Annotated in this window: 13 protein-coding genes; 12 read left to right on the forward strand and 1 reads right to left on the reverse strand. The window is 41.3% G+C overall.

The features are described from left to right. Positions 1–193 precede the first annotated feature (193 nt). The 12 genes from BLS15_RS12300 to BLS15_RS12355 all read left to right on the forward strand — a co-directional run bounded on the left by BLS15_RS12300 (position 194) and on the right by BLS15_RS12355 (position 15,109). On the forward strand, positions 194–2,512 hold the full coding sequence (locus tag BLS15_RS12300) for an ABC transporter permease (protein WP_090511742.1): 2,319 nt from the start codon (positions 194–196) through the stop codon (positions 2,510–2,512). A 4-nt stretch (positions 2,513–2,516) separates the two neighbouring features. Further along, positions 2,517–3,275, forward strand: a complete 759-nt coding sequence (locus BLS15_RS12305; RefSeq protein WP_021252791.1) for an ABC transporter ATP-binding protein — start codon at positions 2,517–2,519, stop codon at positions 3,273–3,275. 363 nt (positions 3,276–3,638) lie between these two features. Beyond that, positions 3,639–5,117: a CDP-glycerol glycerophosphotransferase family protein gene (locus tag BLS15_RS12310; RefSeq protein ID WP_090511745.1), complete on the forward strand. Its 1,479-nt coding sequence runs from the start codon at positions 3,639–3,641 to the stop codon at positions 5,115–5,117. A 19-nt stretch (positions 5,118–5,136) separates the two neighbouring features. Continuing rightward, positions 5,137–6,192: a pyridoxal phosphate-dependent aminotransferase gene (locus BLS15_RS12315; protein ID WP_028533475.1), complete on the forward strand. Its 1,056-nt coding sequence runs from the start codon at positions 5,137–5,139 to the stop codon at positions 6,190–6,192. An 18-nt stretch (positions 6,193–6,210) separates the two neighbouring features. Beyond that, entirely contained in the window at positions 6,211–6,942 is a 732-nt protein-coding gene (locus tag BLS15_RS12320; RefSeq protein WP_028533476.1) for a phosphocholine cytidylyltransferase family protein, read from the forward strand. Further along, positions 6,939–7,778, forward strand: coding sequence for a LicD family protein (locus BLS15_RS12325; protein ID WP_090511750.1), 840 nt, complete (start codon positions 6,939–6,941; stop codon positions 7,776–7,778). The genes BLS15_RS12320 and BLS15_RS12325 overlap by 4 nt, the downstream gene beginning before the upstream one ends. Positions 7,779–7,808: 30 nt before the next feature. Beyond that, positions 7,809–8,573 carry a class I SAM-dependent methyltransferase gene (locus tag BLS15_RS12330; protein ID WP_090511754.1) on the forward strand — a complete coding sequence of 255 codons (765 nt, stop codon included), beginning with the start codon at positions 7,809–7,811 and terminating at the stop codon, positions 8,571–8,573. A 26-nt stretch (positions 8,574–8,599) separates the two neighbouring features. Continuing rightward, a complete protein-coding gene (locus BLS15_RS12335) occupies positions 8,600–9,199 on the forward strand; it encodes an HAD-IB family phosphatase (RefSeq protein WP_028533479.1) in 600 nt (199 codons plus the stop codon). Further along, a complete protein-coding gene (locus tag BLS15_RS12340; RefSeq protein WP_090511758.1) occupies positions 9,172–9,837 on the forward strand; it encodes an NTP transferase domain-containing protein in 666 nt (221 codons plus the stop codon). Before BLS15_RS12335 ends, BLS15_RS12340 begins: the two co-directional genes overlap by 28 nt. A gap of 82 nt (positions 9,838–9,919) precedes the next feature. After that, the gene (locus tag BLS15_RS12345) at positions 9,920–10,561 is read left to right on the forward strand and encodes a class I SAM-dependent methyltransferase (protein ID WP_090511762.1); all 642 of its coding nucleotides are present in this window, start codon (positions 9,920–9,922) and stop codon (positions 10,559–10,561) included. A 558-nt stretch (positions 10,562–11,119) separates the two neighbouring features. Next, positions 11,120–11,647 (forward strand): GNAT family N-acetyltransferase, encoded by a 528-nt coding sequence (locus tag BLS15_RS12350; protein ID WP_028533481.1) that lies wholly within the window; start codon positions 11,120–11,122, stop codon positions 11,645–11,647. 789 nt (positions 11,648–12,436) lie between these two features. Next, positions 12,437–15,109 (forward strand): DUF4855 domain-containing protein, encoded by a 2,673-nt coding sequence (locus BLS15_RS12355; RefSeq protein ID WP_139170659.1) that lies wholly within the window; start codon positions 12,437–12,439, stop codon positions 15,107–15,109. Positions 15,110–15,241: 132 nt separating this feature from the next. Here the strand turns inward: BLS15_RS12355 and udk are convergent, their stop codons facing one another. Continuing rightward, positions 15,242–15,865, reverse strand: coding sequence for a uridine kinase (gene udk, locus BLS15_RS12360; protein ID WP_021252782.1), 624 nt, complete (start codon positions 15,863–15,865; stop codon positions 15,242–15,244). Positions 15,866–15,974 lie beyond the last annotated feature (109 nt).

Raw genomic sequence — 15,974 nt, forward strand, 5'->3', positions numbered from 1 at the left:
GGAGCCGGAACATATAAGTTCTCGTTCTATCATCAGGGAAGATAGCCATATGACTAGTGACAGATAACAGGGAAGGGTTGCTTAGGTTACTTATGAACATCGCTGACTTATTGCTGCAATTTTGTTCTGCATGGCTTTTGTGATTCTGTACGACTTGAAATCGGCTAAGAAGTTCGAGGAACAGAGGTGACGTATGCATTTCAGGATAATCCGTAATGACATGTTGAAGAGCAAGGCAATTACCCTGACAACGATGATATTTGTTGCCGCTGCGGCAATGCTTGTCTCACTGGCGGCAATTCTCATCGTCAATCTAACAGGTGCGCTAGACACACTTATGATTCAGGCGAAAACGCCGCATTTTATGCAGATGCATTCTGGTGCACTTAACACAGCACGGCTGAATGCTTTTGCAGAGCAAGATGCTAATGTTGAAGACTTTCAGGTGCTTGAGTTTTTGAATATGGACGGCTCGCAAATCCGCTTTGGCAATGGTTCACTTGCTAATAGTGTGCAGGACAATGGTCTTACTGTCCAGAGCGAGAAGTTTGACTTCCTCTTGAATCTTGACGGCAGTCCTATCCAAGCATCCGATGGAGAACTGTACGTTCCGATCAGCTACATCAAGGACGGAATCACGAAGATTGGCGACAAGGCGAACATAAGCGGGAAGGAGTTCACGGTTGCGGGCATGCTTCGAGATTCGCAAATGAATTCCTCGTTAGCTTCTTCGAAGCGAATGCTGGTCAGCAAGCATGATTATGAGGAGTTAAAACATGCAGGGAACGTCGAGTATTTGATCGAGTTTAGACTCAAGGATTTGTCTAAGACCAGTGAATTCGAAACGGCTTATACCTCTTCTGGACTCGAAGCGAACGGGCCAGCGATTACATACTCTCTCTTCAAAACACTTAACGCGATTTCCGACGGGATGATGATAGGGGTGATCCTTCTAGTCAGCGTACTTGTTGTAGCAATCGCATTGATGTGCATCCGCTTTACACTCCTGGCGAAGATCGAAGACGATTACCGCGAGATTGGCGTGATGAAGGCCATAGGGCTCCGCATTTCCGATATCAAGGGAATTTATCTGGTGAAGTATGCGGCGATTGCAGCGGCAGGCTGTGTGCTCGGTTATGCACTTTCTTTTGTATTCAAAGGGTTGCTCCTTGAAAATATCCGCATGTATATGGGAGAAAGCGAGAACACTTCTGTTGCTATGCTGTTCGGAGTAATCGGCGTACTGCTTGTATTTGGGGCAATTATTGCTTTTGTAAATGGAGTGCTAAGGCGCTTCCGGAAAATATCCGCTGCCGAAGCCATTCGCTATGGAACTTCTCAGGAAAAGGCCTCGGGCGCAAAACGCTTCAATCTGAGTAACAACAAACTGTTCCATACCAATGCTTTTCTTGGTATCAAAGATGTGCTTGCGAGGAAGAAGCTATACGTCACCATGCTTGCCGTGTTGGTGATTTCGGCATTTATCATCATCGTTCCTCAGAACCTCTACAACACCATTTCCTCAAAAAGCTTCATCAAATATATGGGGATAGGCAACAGCGATATGCGCATCGATATACAGCAGACTGACCATATGTCTGAGAAGGCAGCTGAAATGCTCAAAACAATGAGCAGCGATAGCGCGATCTCCAAGTATGCGGTACTCACAACCAAAACATTTAAAGCTAAGATGGAGAATGGCTCGGAGGAAAGGGTAAAGATCGAGCTCGGAGACCATTCCGTATTCCCAGTGCAATATTCGGAAGGTACGGCTCCACGTGCAGAAGATGAAGTGGCGCTGTCGGTCATGAACGCCAAAGAGCTCGACAAAAAAGTCGGCGATACCATGACTCTGGTGATAGAGGGGAAAGAAAAAAATCTCAAGGTCAGCGGCATTTATTCTGACATTACCAATGGAGGCAAAACCGCAAAGGCGGTGTTTACCGATCAGTCGGCAGAGATGATGTGGGTTGTGATCAGTGCGGTAATTGCTGACAAATCGCTTATCGGTAGTAAAATTTCAGAATATGCGGATAAATTCCCTTTTGCAAAGGTGTCAGACATCGATGAGTTTATGGCACAGACATTTGGCTCGACAATCAGTGCTGTTGGCAAGGCATCCTATTCCGCAATTGCCGTTGCGTTGTTGATAGCGGTACTGGTTACCTTGTTGTTTATGAAACTGCTTGTTGCAAAGGATAGATACTCCATTGCCGTTATGAAGGCATTCGGTTTTACAAATTCGGATATTCAGGCGCAGTATGTGACGCGTTCCGTGTTCGTGCTGATTGTGGGCATTGTCCTTGGAACGCTTCTAGCCAATACGCTCGGAGAGATGCTTGCGGGGGCAATGGTCTCTTACTTTGGGGCGTCGGCGTTCCAATTTACGGTCAATCCACTGTCAGCATATCTGCTTAGCCCACTAATGATGATCGGTACTGTGCTTATCGCAACCATCATCGGTACATCGAGAGCAGGGAAAATCAAAATTTCCGAAAGTATAAAGGAGTAGGCATATGAAGAAGATCATTATCGGCGATCAACTCGTAAAATCTTTCGGCGAGGGTGATGAGAAGCGCAATGTTCTCGACGGTGTATCCGTTGAAATCAATGAAGGCGAATTCGTCGCGGTCATGGGGCCTTCAGGATCGGGAAAATCAACACTGATGTTCGCACTGAGCGGAACAGATGGCGTAAATGGCGGTAAAGTCATCATGGACGATAAGAATTTAGCGGAGATTGGCGAGAACGAGTTGTCTGATATACGCAGAACAAAAATGGGGTTTGTCTTCCAACAGCCGACGATGTTGAAAAACTTGAATATCCTCGATAATATCATTCTTCCCTCTATGAGGGACAATCGAAAGAATGCTGCACAAATTACGGAAAAGGCAAGGGCACTCATGAAGAGGGTAGGTATTGCGGAGCTAGAAAAGCGCGACATTACACAGGTGTCGGGTGGTCAGCTTCAGCGTGCAGGGATATGCCGTGCGCTTATGAACAGTCCCAAAATTATTTTTGGCGATGAACCCACGGGTGCGCTTAATTCGAAGTCGGCACAGGAGATTATGGACATCTTTTCTAAAATCAACGAAGCAGGTACTGCTGTCATGCTTGTTACTCACGACGCCAAGGTTGCGGCACGGACGGAACGGATCATGTTTATGCGTGACGGAGCGATTGTGAGCGAGTTGAGTCTCCCTAAGTTTACGGGGATAGATATGGACGGCAGGATTGAGCAAATTACAGTGAAGATGAGGGAAGTTGGCATCTAGTAATTGCAAAAGCGAGACATGGGGATGGAGATTTAAATCCTGTGCATAATTGAAGTTTGTAGGATTGGTAAATATACTATTATTGTAAATTAAAACAGCCGGCTGGGGAGGTCGGCTGTTTATTGTTGTTGGAATTCTCTATATGTTGTTACCTGAATTCATCCAAGTCATTACTATTAATCTTATGTAGTATTTTGTCGATAGTATATACAAGGTGACAAGTCTAGTAGCATGAAAATACGAGCATAACCCCATGGGATTTTTGTAGTGCCTTGTAGATGGTGAAGGGGTAAAATAATGACGGAATCTGTGGGCACGTATTTCAAATATTGACCTTAATTTGGTCACTAAGGTGTCTGTAGTATGCACGTTGATGGAGTGAAGAAAAGTATGCGCTTAAATCAGAAAAAACAAATTTTAGAGTTGATTACTACGATAGAAGAAGGCACTGATTATGTAATAAATAGAGGTGCTAGCAATACGACTGAAATGATGCAAGATTGCATTAATAGTTTGGTGTTCTTCGCTGATCTAATGAAAGAGGAGCAAAAAGTTCGCAGTTTAATTGAAAATGCAATTCATAATTTTGAATTATTTATAGATGGAAAAGGGACAGACTTATTATTAAAAAAAGTAAAAAAGGCCATAAAAGATATAAGACTTTATATCATAAACGATGTAAAAACGGAAATAGAAATTGCGTTCATGCCTTATAAGTCATCAATGTGGGATTCGTTAGAAAGTATATATAGAGAAGCAAAAAACGATCCGAATTGCACTTGTTACGTAGTTCCTATTCCATACTATGAAAAAAATGAGCAGGGTGAATTCATTAAGTTTTGCTATGAAGGGAACGAATTCCCAGAAGATATAGATATCACGTTATTTGAAATGTATGATTTTGAAAATAGACGTCCAGATATTATTTATATCCACAATCCGTTTGATAATTACAATAAACTTACTATGGTTAACCCTCGTTTTTTTTCAGAGAATCTAGCACAGTATACAGATATGCTAGCTTACGTACCATATTATGTGGCTGGAAGTTCTGAGAATAAAAAAATGAACTTACTTCCTGCGTACAAAAATGCAACAAAGATCATTGTACAATCAAACAACACAAAAGAGGGGTATATCTCCAATGGAATAGAGCCCCATAAAATAATGAATTTAGGCTCCCCTAAACTTGACGCAATGATTATTGCAAAAAGCGAGCAAAAAGAAATTCCTTTCTATTGGGAACAAGTCATAAAAGGTAAACATGTAATTTTATTTAATACAGGAATTGCCGATCTTCTGTCCGTTGATACTTGGTTTGAACAAACAGAGCAAGTATTAAATTCCTTCATGGACTATGAACAATGTGCCTTCATTTGGCGTCCGCATCCACTTACTGAAATTACAATAAAGACAATGCGTCCACATCTATGGGCTACTTTTGAAAAACTTGTAAGCAAATTAAAACGGTCACCCAACATTATAATTGATAATAGTAGTGATATTTATCCCGCTGTCACTGTTTCTGATGGTATCATAAGTGATTACAGTTCAGTTATGCTGCAGTATATTATTACGGGAAAACCCGTTCTAGGATTATTAAGTGAAGACATGAGTAAACAAGATAGATATTATTATTCTGATTATCTTGGTTGCTATTTTGTAAATCAAGATGTAACAGTATCCCAATTCGTAGATATGGTAGAACGTAACGAAGATTTAAAAAAAGAAGACCGTGTTTCTAGATTTAAAAAGAGCATATCTAATGCGGATGGAACGTGCGGAAAAAAGATTCACCATAGCATCAAGAGTGAGGTAATGCAACAGCTTTCAAACGTTTGATGCAGAGAGGTGCTATAACATGTACTACGTAAACCCCAATATAAAAAACTTATATAGAACATCATATAACGAAAGTCGTAAAGATTACATTCGTTTGGATATGAACGAAAACCCGGAAGGGCTACCGGTACAGTTTTTTGAACAAGTAATGGGAAGTATAACTCCTGAATATGTTGCGATGTATCCTGAGATGACATCATTAGTTGAACAATTAGCTGGATATTTGGATTGTGAACCATCAAGTATTTGTTTGACAAATGGATCTGACGATGCAATACGATTGCTATTCGAAGTCTTTGGAGAGTCAGGTAAGAAAGTAGTATCAGTTAGCCCCAGTTTTGAGATGTACTCCGTCTATATGAAAATGTATGGAATGATACATGCGCCTGTTATTTTTAATGATGATTTTGAAGTGTCCTTGGACAGTGTACTGGATTCTATTGATAGGGATACCGGTATTGTGGTCTTACTTAACCCCAATAGTCCTATTGGATCACCTTGGCAAGAACATGAAGTCAGAGAGATTATAAAAAAAGCTCGTGAAAATTGTGCTTTGGTTGTAATTGATGAAGCGTATCATTATTTTTCTCCCAAGACTTTTATACATTGTACAAACGAATACGATAACGTGTTGATATTTCGAACATTTTCAAAGATGCTTTCTATCGCCGGATGTCGAATCGGCTACATCATTTCAAATGAAGAACTAGTTAGTGAAATAAAAAAAGCATGTTCAACATACCCAGTGAATTGTTTTGCGATTAAATTTGCAGAAAAAATATTAGGAAATCCCCAAATTATTGATGCATTGACAGAGATAGAGAGACAGGGGAGAGAGTATTTACTAGATAAACTTAAGAAACACAGTTATGAATATCACTTTAATTCTGGGAACTATGTGCTTATCAAAAGTAAAAAGGATCCAAAGCAGATTTTTTCATTGTTAAAGGAAAAGAATATTTTAATCAAAACCTATAACCAGCCTGTTTTAGCTGACTGGATTCGAGTAACAACCGGGAGTATTGATGTTATGCATATCTTTTGGGAGCAATTCGAAAGCGTGGAGAATGGTTGAGAGGAGGACAGGTAGAATATGAAGGCTATTTTGTTAGCTGCGGGAAGAGGAACTAGAATTTCAAGAATGATTGAGGAAATTCCCAAATGCGTATTGCCGGTAGATGGGATACCGTTAATTAGAAGAAGTGTGATGATGTTTTTAGAAAGAAATATTCAACCCATTGTATGTGTAGGATACTGTGAAACCAAAATTTATGAAGCGTTAGAGGGGTTAGATGTTACCTATTATTACAATCCATTCTACGATGTAACAAATAGTATCGCTTCTTTCTGGTTTGCCAAAGAAGAATTGACGGATGACACTATTATTATGAATGGTGACGTTTATATCGATGATGACATTTTAAATTTAATTATAGAGACAGAAAAAGAATGTGCTCTAATGGTAGACACCGGTAGAACAGAAGTCGGCGATTATTTTTTAAACTTAGAAAATGGATATATAAAAAAATACGGGAAGAATCTTCCCCTAAGAGAACGAACTTGTGAATATGTAGGGATAGGTAAGATTAAAGGGAAATTCCTGGTGGAATTTAAAGAGAAACTAGATAGTTTGATTGGAAGCCAACAGCACCAATTATGGTGGGAGAATATATTATATTCATTTGTAGAAGAAAAAAATATCGAAACCATTGATGTTAAGGGAATGTTTTGGTCAGAAATAGATTACTTTGATGACTATGAGAGAATACTATCTCACACGAATAGAGATAACGCAACGGGCAACACTCGAGGTGCAGTAATGTGAAAAAGAAAATTAACTATTTGCAACTAAACGATGAGCAGCTAAAAAAGTTGCAAAATGATATGTTATCAATGCTGTTAGAAGTTGATCGAATATGCAGAAAATATAATATTACATATTTCTTGTCATACGGTACTTTAATAGGAGCCATAAGGCATAATGGCTATATTCCTTGGGATGATGATATAGATATACAAATGTTCAGGGAAGATTATGAGAAATTCTGCGAAGTGTGCAAAGGAGAACTGAACACGGAAAAGTTCTTCTTGCAAAACCAAACAACGGATAGACACTATAATTGGGTGTATGGAAAGCTGAGATTGAAAAATACGTCATATGTTCGTGCCGGTCAGGAACATATGAAGCAACATGATGGAATGTTTTTGGATATTCTTCCACTAGATTATATCTCGCGTAATAAGTATAGACAGAATGTGTCTTTTTTTATTTGTAAATTATGCAGAAAGGTACTATGGTCGCGAGTTGGAAAAAAAAGTGAAAGTAATATGTTCAGTAGATTGCTGTACTATGCAGTTTCTTTCATTCCGCGAAGGCTTGCTATTTTAATATTTGAGCATTTTGCTAAACGCGACAATAAAAAAGAATCGAGTTTATTGGCGAGCCATAATACATTTGCCCAAATCTACAAGCGTGAATGGTATGCTGAGTCGATAAGAGTCGAATTTGAAGGTCATACTTTCTTTGCACCGAAAGGCTATGATTATATATTGTCTTTAATATATGGAAATTATATGGAATTGCCGTCGGCAGAAAAGCGGCATGGGCATTGCTATGCGTCGTCTATTAAGTTTTTGGACGGAACGGAATTGAAGATTTGAAAAGATGGTCTAGGAAGAGGATGAAGGCTATTGAAAAGGATATATGCTGAAAATGTCCATATTGATTATGATAGCATGATGAATTTTTACAAAAAAAGAGCAGCGGATAAAATCTCTATCGATATAGATGCGCCGGTCGTGTTGTGCGGGGATAAAGATACAAGCAAGATCGAAGCATGGACCAGCTTTGAAGTAGAGCACAGATTGCCATTACTAAATTTGGATCGTAACAGTGTTGTGCTTGAAGTCGGGTGCGGTACGGGGCGCATATCGAAATATATCACTCCTGTTGCGGATACTTATGTGGGCGTAGATTATGTAAAGGAATTTATCGATATTATACAGTCGCGCGAAGATATACAGAAGAAAGAAAGTACGCGATTCCTTCATTCGTCGATTCAAGGGATCGCCAATGAAGAGGTAGACATTCCAACCCATAAGCAATTTAATCGGTTCGTTATATCGGGCGGAGTCCTCATGTACATAAATGATGAAGACGTAAAGCCTGTACTTAGAAAATTAATTGATAAATTCGATGAAGAGTGCATCATTTATCTATCTGAGCCCGTCGCTTTAGCAGAAAGATTAACGCTAAATAAATTTTATTCTGAAAATCTAGAGAGCGAATATAGCGCAATTTACCGAACGGAAAAAGAGTATCACGATATTTTTAAAGTTTTTTATAGTAATCGATTTACATTGAAGGTAAGTGAAGAATTCTTTTATGAAGACATTAAAGCACAAAAAGAAACGAAGCAATGGATTTTCGTTCTGCAAAGAACTAAAGATGCTTGACTGACTTCAATGGGTGGAGGACAAAGATGAGTACGAGCTGGAGCTTTTTATTCGATTTAGATGGTACGATTACGAAAAAAGAGATACTTCCGATTATCGCTAAAGAGGTAGGACTATACGAGGAAATAAGAAAGCTGACGGAAGATACCATTAAAGGCGTCATTCCCTTCCATGAAAGCTTTTTGAAAAGAGTTGAATTACTGAAGGAAATACCGGTAAAAACAGTTCAGGACATTGTGTCGAGCGTACCCCTAAATGAAAAAATCGTTCAATTTATCGAAGATAATCGAGATAATAGTTATGTAGTGACTGGCAATTTAGATGTTTGGGTGGGGTCTCTATGTGAACGTATTGGAGTTAAGAGCTACACATCCCGGGCTGAGGTTGAAGATGGTTACATTACGAAAGTAACAGCCGTCCTCGAAAAAGGAAAAGTAGCAAAGGATTTCGTCGGCAAGATCGTAGCTATCGGGGAAGGAAACAACGATGCGGAAATGATAAAGGAAGCAACAATCGGCCTAGCTTACGGAGGCGTTCATTCACCTGCCAACTCAGTCCTTGCTTGTGCTAGTCATGCTGTGTATGAGGAGGAACAATTATGTCGTTTTCTAAGACAGTTGTCATAAATTGTGCAGGAGTAGGGTCGCGGTTGGGGTTAGGGATAACTAAGGCACTAATTGAGCTTGAAGGCAAACCTCTTATTGCATGGCAATTACAGATGCTGGAGAAGGTCGAAGATGTCCGTGTAGTGGTAGGTTATCAAGCCGAGCAAGTAATAGAGCAGGTATTAAAAATAAGAAAAAACGTGACTTTTGTTTTTAACCATAATTATTTGACAACTGGGACTGCCGCCAGTTTATCTTTAGGATCTCGCCATGCGAAGGGGATGATTATTTCTTTGGATGGCGATTTATTAATACATCCGGATGACTTCCAATCATTCTTAGATTCTAATGAAGAAGGTATAGGATATTGTGAACCTACGACGGAAGATCCCGTCTTAGTAAATATTGAGCATAGTGGATTAAAAGAGTCGGTAACCAAATTTTCAAGAGACAACGGAAATTACGAATGGTCCGGACTTGTGCAAGTAGATGCAACTAAATTAAAATCGGGCACCCGACATGTATATGAAGTTTTGGAGAAATTTCTTCCATTAAACGCTGTGCCTATCCGCTGTCAAGAAATTGATACACCTTCGGATTATGATGCTGCGATAATGTGGGTTAGAAATAATTTGGTTACTCGCAAAGTTCATGCATAAAGTAATTTACGGTGGAAGAGGCAGCTCTTGTTATTTAGAGAATCATTAACTCTTTTTGCGGAAGAAATCGGGGGTACAAGTCATGTTGGATAAAAATAAAATAGATAATTTCTTTACTAGACGAGCTAAAATATCAGATCCGAATTTAGCTACGCATTATAAGGAAGACGATACCATCCTGTTCGATATGGGCTTAATCGATAACTATATCGATTCGTCATCTGTTGTATTGGATTTAGGCTGCGGTCCCGGTAGAACAACAAATATTTTAGAGTCTAAAGTCTCTTATATCAAGGCTGTTGATAAACAACGGTTATTTTTAGAGTTTTGTGCCAACTCCCCTAAAATTGAAACTGTTGAATCCGATTTAACGGAATTCATCGATAATAAAAAGTATGATGCTATATTACTATTTGGCGTTATTACTTATTTTAATGATGAGGAAGTAAAATCAATTTATAATAACTGCTTTCATATGCTGAAGGATAATGGGGTAATGCTTGTAAAGCATGCTTGCGGCGTGGAGGAAGATGTTATTATTGATCATTATTCTGAACAAATTGACGATTGGTATCATGTTTTGTACAGACATACAAGTAAAGATGAATCATTGTTGCAGCAATCCGGATTTGAAACTACAATGATAGACATTTATCCAGAAAGATTAAATCCATGGAAAAACACACATTATTATGCTTTTGTGGCGAAAAAGGACCTTTCCTAAATAAAAACTAAAAGAGAGCCATTCCTTTCATCTCCAAATAAGAAAGCCGATTGCGTAAAGTCGCTTCTGATGGTGGAGTTGAAAGGATAATTTTTTCCTACTAAAATGTCCGAATGCTTGGATAATCAAACCCTTGTATAATAATGGAATTGATTGATGTATTCCTAACTTGCTAAAGGAGGAGGGAATTCAATGTCCAAGCATGAGGCGACCTCGGTAAATCGCAAGTTCCCTGCAGCAATTATATCGTAGGACTAATTGCCTGATAAATGGCGTGTATTTTTATCGGCTCAATTAACCGTTCTTATTTACCTCCGAATTCGGAATTTCTGCTGTGCAAAAGGCATCAATAGCAAATTGCCGAACTTCCCTCCCCGCACCCATTACGCATCGTTTCCCAAATCGTTTGAGCCTGCATTTGAAGAAGTATCCCTTGGTACGGGTTTGTATAAAAAGCGCACACGACTAATATCATAGCCTGTGATGGACATATTCGAATGCATGGTAATATATATTAGTTAATATGTCTTCTATTATGAAAAAAGGAGATCAAATGCTTTGGCAGTTCTTGAGACGAATCGATTAATTCACCGTAAGTTAACAGATGATGATGCGGAATTCATGTTAAGGCTCTTGAATGATGAAGCATGGCACCGCTATATCGGCGATAAAGGAATTCGAACGGTTGAGGGTGCGCGTGACTATATTGTGAATGGCCCCATAGAGAACTACAAGCGGCTAGGTTTTGGCTTGTTTTTGACGGAATTGAAGGAAGATTCGACTCCTATCGGATTGTGCGGACTTATCAAGAGGGACTCCCTGACAGATGTGGACATCGGCTTTGCCTTCCTCCCTGAGTTCCGTGGGCGGGGATACGCCTACGAAGCGGCTGCCGCAACATTGGAATACGGGCGATCGACGCTTGGTTTAGAACGCATAGTAGCAATCACCACGATAGACAACGAACGATCCGGTCATCTGCTAGAGAAAATCGGAATGAAGTTAGAGGGTCACGTAGCTACAAATAAAGAGGAACTGAAATTGTATGCTTCTTGCTTCTCGAGGAAGTCGGAGCAAGAACAGTAGACCTATTACGATTTAGGTAGATCAGAGTCTTTATACATTTAAAAGGAGCTCTTCCAAATGGACGAAGCTCCTTTTTGCATAGGAAGGTATTAATTTCATTTGTCCTTACTTGGATCTGATCGCTTCGGGACTCGATGAATTATCATCCACTCTACAATGATGATGTTGATGACTAATCCGATCCAAATATTGACCTCAAGTATCTGTCTCAGAATGGGCTCGATGCCTTGGAATGGCATATCACGATTCCTGTAAGATAAATAAGGATGCATAAGGCAGTAATGAGCCGTGCGGTTGCGGCGACAAGGGTTACCCATAGTTGCAGATCATCCATATGCGATGGCTTCGAATCTCTTCTGCCGGGCAGTTTTATATCCCCCGTATTTTTGAGCCGTTCTATCGAAGCGATAGGTCTCCCGAAATCTGGGATATGGAGGGACAGGGCTCGGATTGACGATAGCACAGCGGATAGTAAGAGCACATCAAGGCGATCTCTCCGTTAGGAATCGCAGTCAATTGGGTGTGCTATATTTACGGGGTGGATCCTGGCAAAATCAAATAAAATGATGTCTTGATAGAGTAGGTAAACAAAAGTATACAAAAGTAATGATTAATCTATTTGAATAGGACAGAAAGTCTCTTATTTTAAAAGTAAGCGCTATCATATACGTGGGTTTTATCAGTTGAAAAGGGAGGGGGATATGAAACCGCAATAATATTCAATCAAATTACATGCTTACCGAATTTGATGACATTCTTAATCTTACATATAGAAAGGGAGTTCAATTAATGAAAAAGAAATGGTTATCCATCGTAATGTCTACGGTGTTAGCCCTCTCAATGATGGTTCCATTAGTACAGGCGGAGGAGGCGAATACGTCGTTGCCAGCGAGTGAGCAATATACGGCGCAGCAAGCTGCTGAATCTCAGCAAGGGGAGCGCAATCTGGCTCTAGGTCTCCCTTATGAATGGTCGCAAGCACCAGAACCGGAGTTTGCTGATGATGGCTATAAGCTGACAGATGGCAAGTACGGCAAGGTCACGAAGTCAGACCCGGCATGGGTTGGACATTTGAAGAAGAGAACGCGTGAAGTGGTATTTGATCTCGGCGAGAACAAATCAATCTCATCCGTTAAGGCTCATTTCTTGCAGGATTGGCCGAACAACAATGTCCTTCTGCCGTTAACCGTGTCCATTTATGTATCGGACGATAAGGAAAATTGGGGTTTGTTATCTCATAATGCACTCCAAACGTTATGGATAGACGGACAGCATGAAGAGACGTTTGAATGGAAGGGCAACAAAGAGGGAATCAAGGATCCGAACAAAGAAGGATTGGCGTACGGTGGCATCGCTTATGCACGTTATGTGAAGGTAAGCTTCATGATGCATAACAGGGCGATGACGTTAGTCGATGAAATTGAAATTCTAGGCGAAGACGGCAAGGTGCAAGGTGCAGATACTGTTCCTACGCAGATACCAGCCTTCCAAGCACCAGGAGAAGCGACTGCCGGAATTAGCGATCTTGGGCTGCTGTACAACGGGCACTATGCGAATGGCAAGGGTGATTGGTCGAAGGAGCGCATCATTCCGAATATTAGCTACGTAGATGAGGCAGGCAATCCGAAGGATTGGCTGTTCGATGGAGTTCTCTATCTTGGTTTAGATACGCCAATGGGCCGTAATTTGGGACTGAACAGCAAGCTGGACGACTGGAAATGGTACTTGGAAAAGACATTTGCAACGCAAGGCGATATGTATCAATTAAATGAAGCGACCAAAGAAGTCGGGGCGAAGCTGAACGATCCTAACCGTAAAACGAAAGTCGTGTATATGATCCCATATCCAGCAGAAGGCATCGCTGACTTCGGTGATATTGGCGATGGCAACTTGAGCTTCAGCGACTCGATCGGTGTGGAACAGGCACTTGCTAACCGGGTGAAGGCTGTTCACTGGTGGCTGGATCAAGTGAAGCAGAAGTGGGCAGCTGCCAACTACTCCAATTTGGAGCTTGTCGGCATGTACTGGTTAGATGAGCAGATCAGCACACACAGCAAGGGACCAGATCTGCTTCGTGCAACAAGTGCCAAGGTACATGACATGGGCATGAGGCTGTTCTGGGTTCCGTTCTTCTCAGGATACAAGTCATTCCTGTGGAAGGATGTTGGCATCGATAATGTGGCTTACCAGCCAAATTACTTCTTCGAGGATGACATCGACCCTGAGCGCCTGCCGGACGCAGCGTACTTAGCGAAACAGCACGGCATGGGCATGGAGTTGGAGTTTGATGACCGGATGCTGACGGATAACCATTTCCGTGAGAAGTATATCGAGTACTTGAACAATGGTGCAGAAACTGGGTTTATGCAAAACGGATATAATGCTTACTATCAGGGCAATGACGCCGTATATAATACGGCTGTAAGTAAGGATCCATCCAATCGAATCTTGTATGATTGGCTGTACCAATTCGTGAAGGGCACATACAGCGTGAATAGCGGCGTTCCTTCCGATGCTGACGTACAAATGAACGGAAAACTGCTGGAGAGCCATACAACAGTGCCGGCCACAGAGACGGTGCAATTTACATGGCAGCTCAAGGATGACGACGGAAGCGGCATTACTAAAGTTACTGCGACATTCGACGGCAAGCCGTACACAGCAGGTACGCCAATCAACTTTGCGGGCAAGCTTGGCAAGCATGAACTTACGGTTACGGTGACTGCAGGCAAATCAAAGAAGACAACTTATATCATTGATGCAGGAACAAATGTGGATCTCATCAAAACATTAGTTGATCAATTCGAGCAAGAGAACCAGTTCAAAAATCCGGGGGCGGCTCGCTCCTTGCAGGCTCATTTGGATAATGCGAAGAGATTCGAAGGTAATGATGAAAAGTTCAATAAGTTTATCAAGATGTTCAATGCGATGCTGGAGTTCCAGAAGATCAAAGGCCACATTGCAGATGGTGCTTACAACACGCTGAAGGATAATGCTTACTACCTTCTTGGCAACTTGGCGGAAAATAAGGCGGTTGAAGCTTCCTCGGTAGAGAGCAATAGCCCGAATTACATGCCGCAAAAAGCAGTGGACGGATCGCCTGCTACGAGATGGGCAAGCAATTATGTAGATAATTCATGGTTCACGGTTGATCTTGGTGAGGTGAAGGAGTTCGATACGATCCGCATTGATTGGGAATACGCTCGCGCCAAAACATACAGAATCCTCGTGTCTAACGATAAGAAAGAATGGATAAATGTCACGACGAAGAACGATGGAATCATTACGGCTCAAGATGGGCGGGACACGATTCACTTCACGCCGACAGAAGCAAGATATGTGAAGTTCGAAGGAATTCAAAGAAACACGGACTATGGCTACTCCTTCTATGAATTTGGAGTATACAATATTTTTGGAGCCGATGGCATGAAGACGCTGGAAAGCTTCGAACCTACAATGTAAAACCATAACAGACAGAGAGGGCGAGTATCTCCTCACTGACTGTATACCATTTAGCAAAAGCCACTTGGCTCATAAGAAAATAAGCCGCTCGAATGGCAGATGCATCTCTGCCATTCGAGCGGCTTCTTCACGTTAATTCCATTCGCTCGTCAAGTATTTCTCTGTCAGCACGGACAGCATATGAATGCCTACCTCGTTCTGACCGCCTTCTGGAATAATCAGGTCAGCGTACTTCTTAGAAGGCTCGATAAATGCATCGTGCATCGGCTTGACCGAAGTCAGATATTGGTTGTAGACCGAATGAATCGTCCGACCGCGCTCTTCAATGTCGCGAAGTACACGGCGTAGAATCCGTACATCTGGATCGGTGTCCACAAATACTTTAATGTCGAGCAATTGACGTAAATTTTCATCGAACAGCACATGAAGCCCTTCGATGATGATGATATTATTCGGCTTCAGCTCTACCGTCTCATCCGTGGAACGGGCATGAACGGTAAAGTCGTATACCGGTGCATAAGCAGTTTTGCCTTGCTTGAGCAGGTTCACATGCTCAAGCAGCAGCTCGTTGTCGAATACGAGCGGGTGGTCGAAGTTAATCACTTCGCGTTCAGCCATGCTGAGGTGAGAATGATCTTTGTAATAGTTGTCTTGGGAAATGAAGGTAACTTTATCTGATCCAAGACGGTCAATGACGGACTTGGCAACCGTTGTTTTGCCGGATCCGGTGCCTCCGGTGATACCGATAATGAGCATGGTGATTCACTAAACCTCCCTAACAAAATAGCGGGTGCAATTACAGTATTTTAACACAGCTTTCTGTTTTTTACACCTTTGTACGAATTAACAGTGTGAACGGATACCC

Source organism: Paenibacillus sp. cl6col (genome assembly GCF_900102125.1).
Classification (GTDB): Bacteria; Bacillota; Bacilli; order Paenibacillales; family Paenibacillaceae; genus Paenibacillus_B; species Paenibacillus_B suaedae.

What these genes read in the sequence shown, in the direction of transcription:
- BLS15_RS12345 (WP_090511762.1), top strand. Translation starts at nt 9,920, where the DNA reads ATGTTGGATAAAAATAAAATAGATAATTTCTTTACTAGACGAGCTAAA.
- BLS15_RS12305 (WP_021252791.1), top strand. Translation starts at nt 2,517, where the DNA reads ATGAAGAAGATCATTATCGGCGATCAACTCGTAAAATCTTTCGGCGAG.
- BLS15_RS12340 (WP_090511758.1), top strand. Translation starts at nt 9,172, where the DNA reads ATGTCGTTTTCTAAGACAGTTGTCATAAATTGTGCAGGAGTAGGGTCG.
- BLS15_RS12315 (WP_028533475.1), top strand. Translation starts at nt 5,137, where the DNA reads ATGTACTACGTAAACCCCAATATAAAAAACTTATATAGAACATCATAT.
- BLS15_RS12355 (WP_139170659.1), top strand. Translation starts at nt 12,437, where the DNA reads ATGAAAAAGAAATGGTTATCCATCGTAATGTCTACGGTGTTAGCCCTC.
- BLS15_RS12320 (WP_028533476.1), top strand. Translation starts at nt 6,211, where the DNA reads ATGAAGGCTATTTTGTTAGCTGCGGGAAGAGGAACTAGAATTTCAAGA.
- BLS15_RS12300 (WP_090511742.1), top strand. Translation starts at nt 194, where the DNA reads ATGCATTTCAGGATAATCCGTAATGACATGTTGAAGAGCAAGGCAATT.
- BLS15_RS12335 (WP_028533479.1), top strand. Translation starts at nt 8,600, where the DNA reads ATGAGTACGAGCTGGAGCTTTTTATTCGATTTAGATGGTACGATTACG.
- udk (WP_021252782.1), bottom strand. Translation starts at nt 15,865, where the DNA reads ATGCTCATTATCGGTATCACCGGAGGCACCGGATCCGGCAAAACAACG.
- BLS15_RS12310 (WP_090511745.1), top strand. Translation starts at nt 3,639, where the DNA reads ATGCACGTTGATGGAGTGAAGAAAAGTATGCGCTTAAATCAGAAAAAA.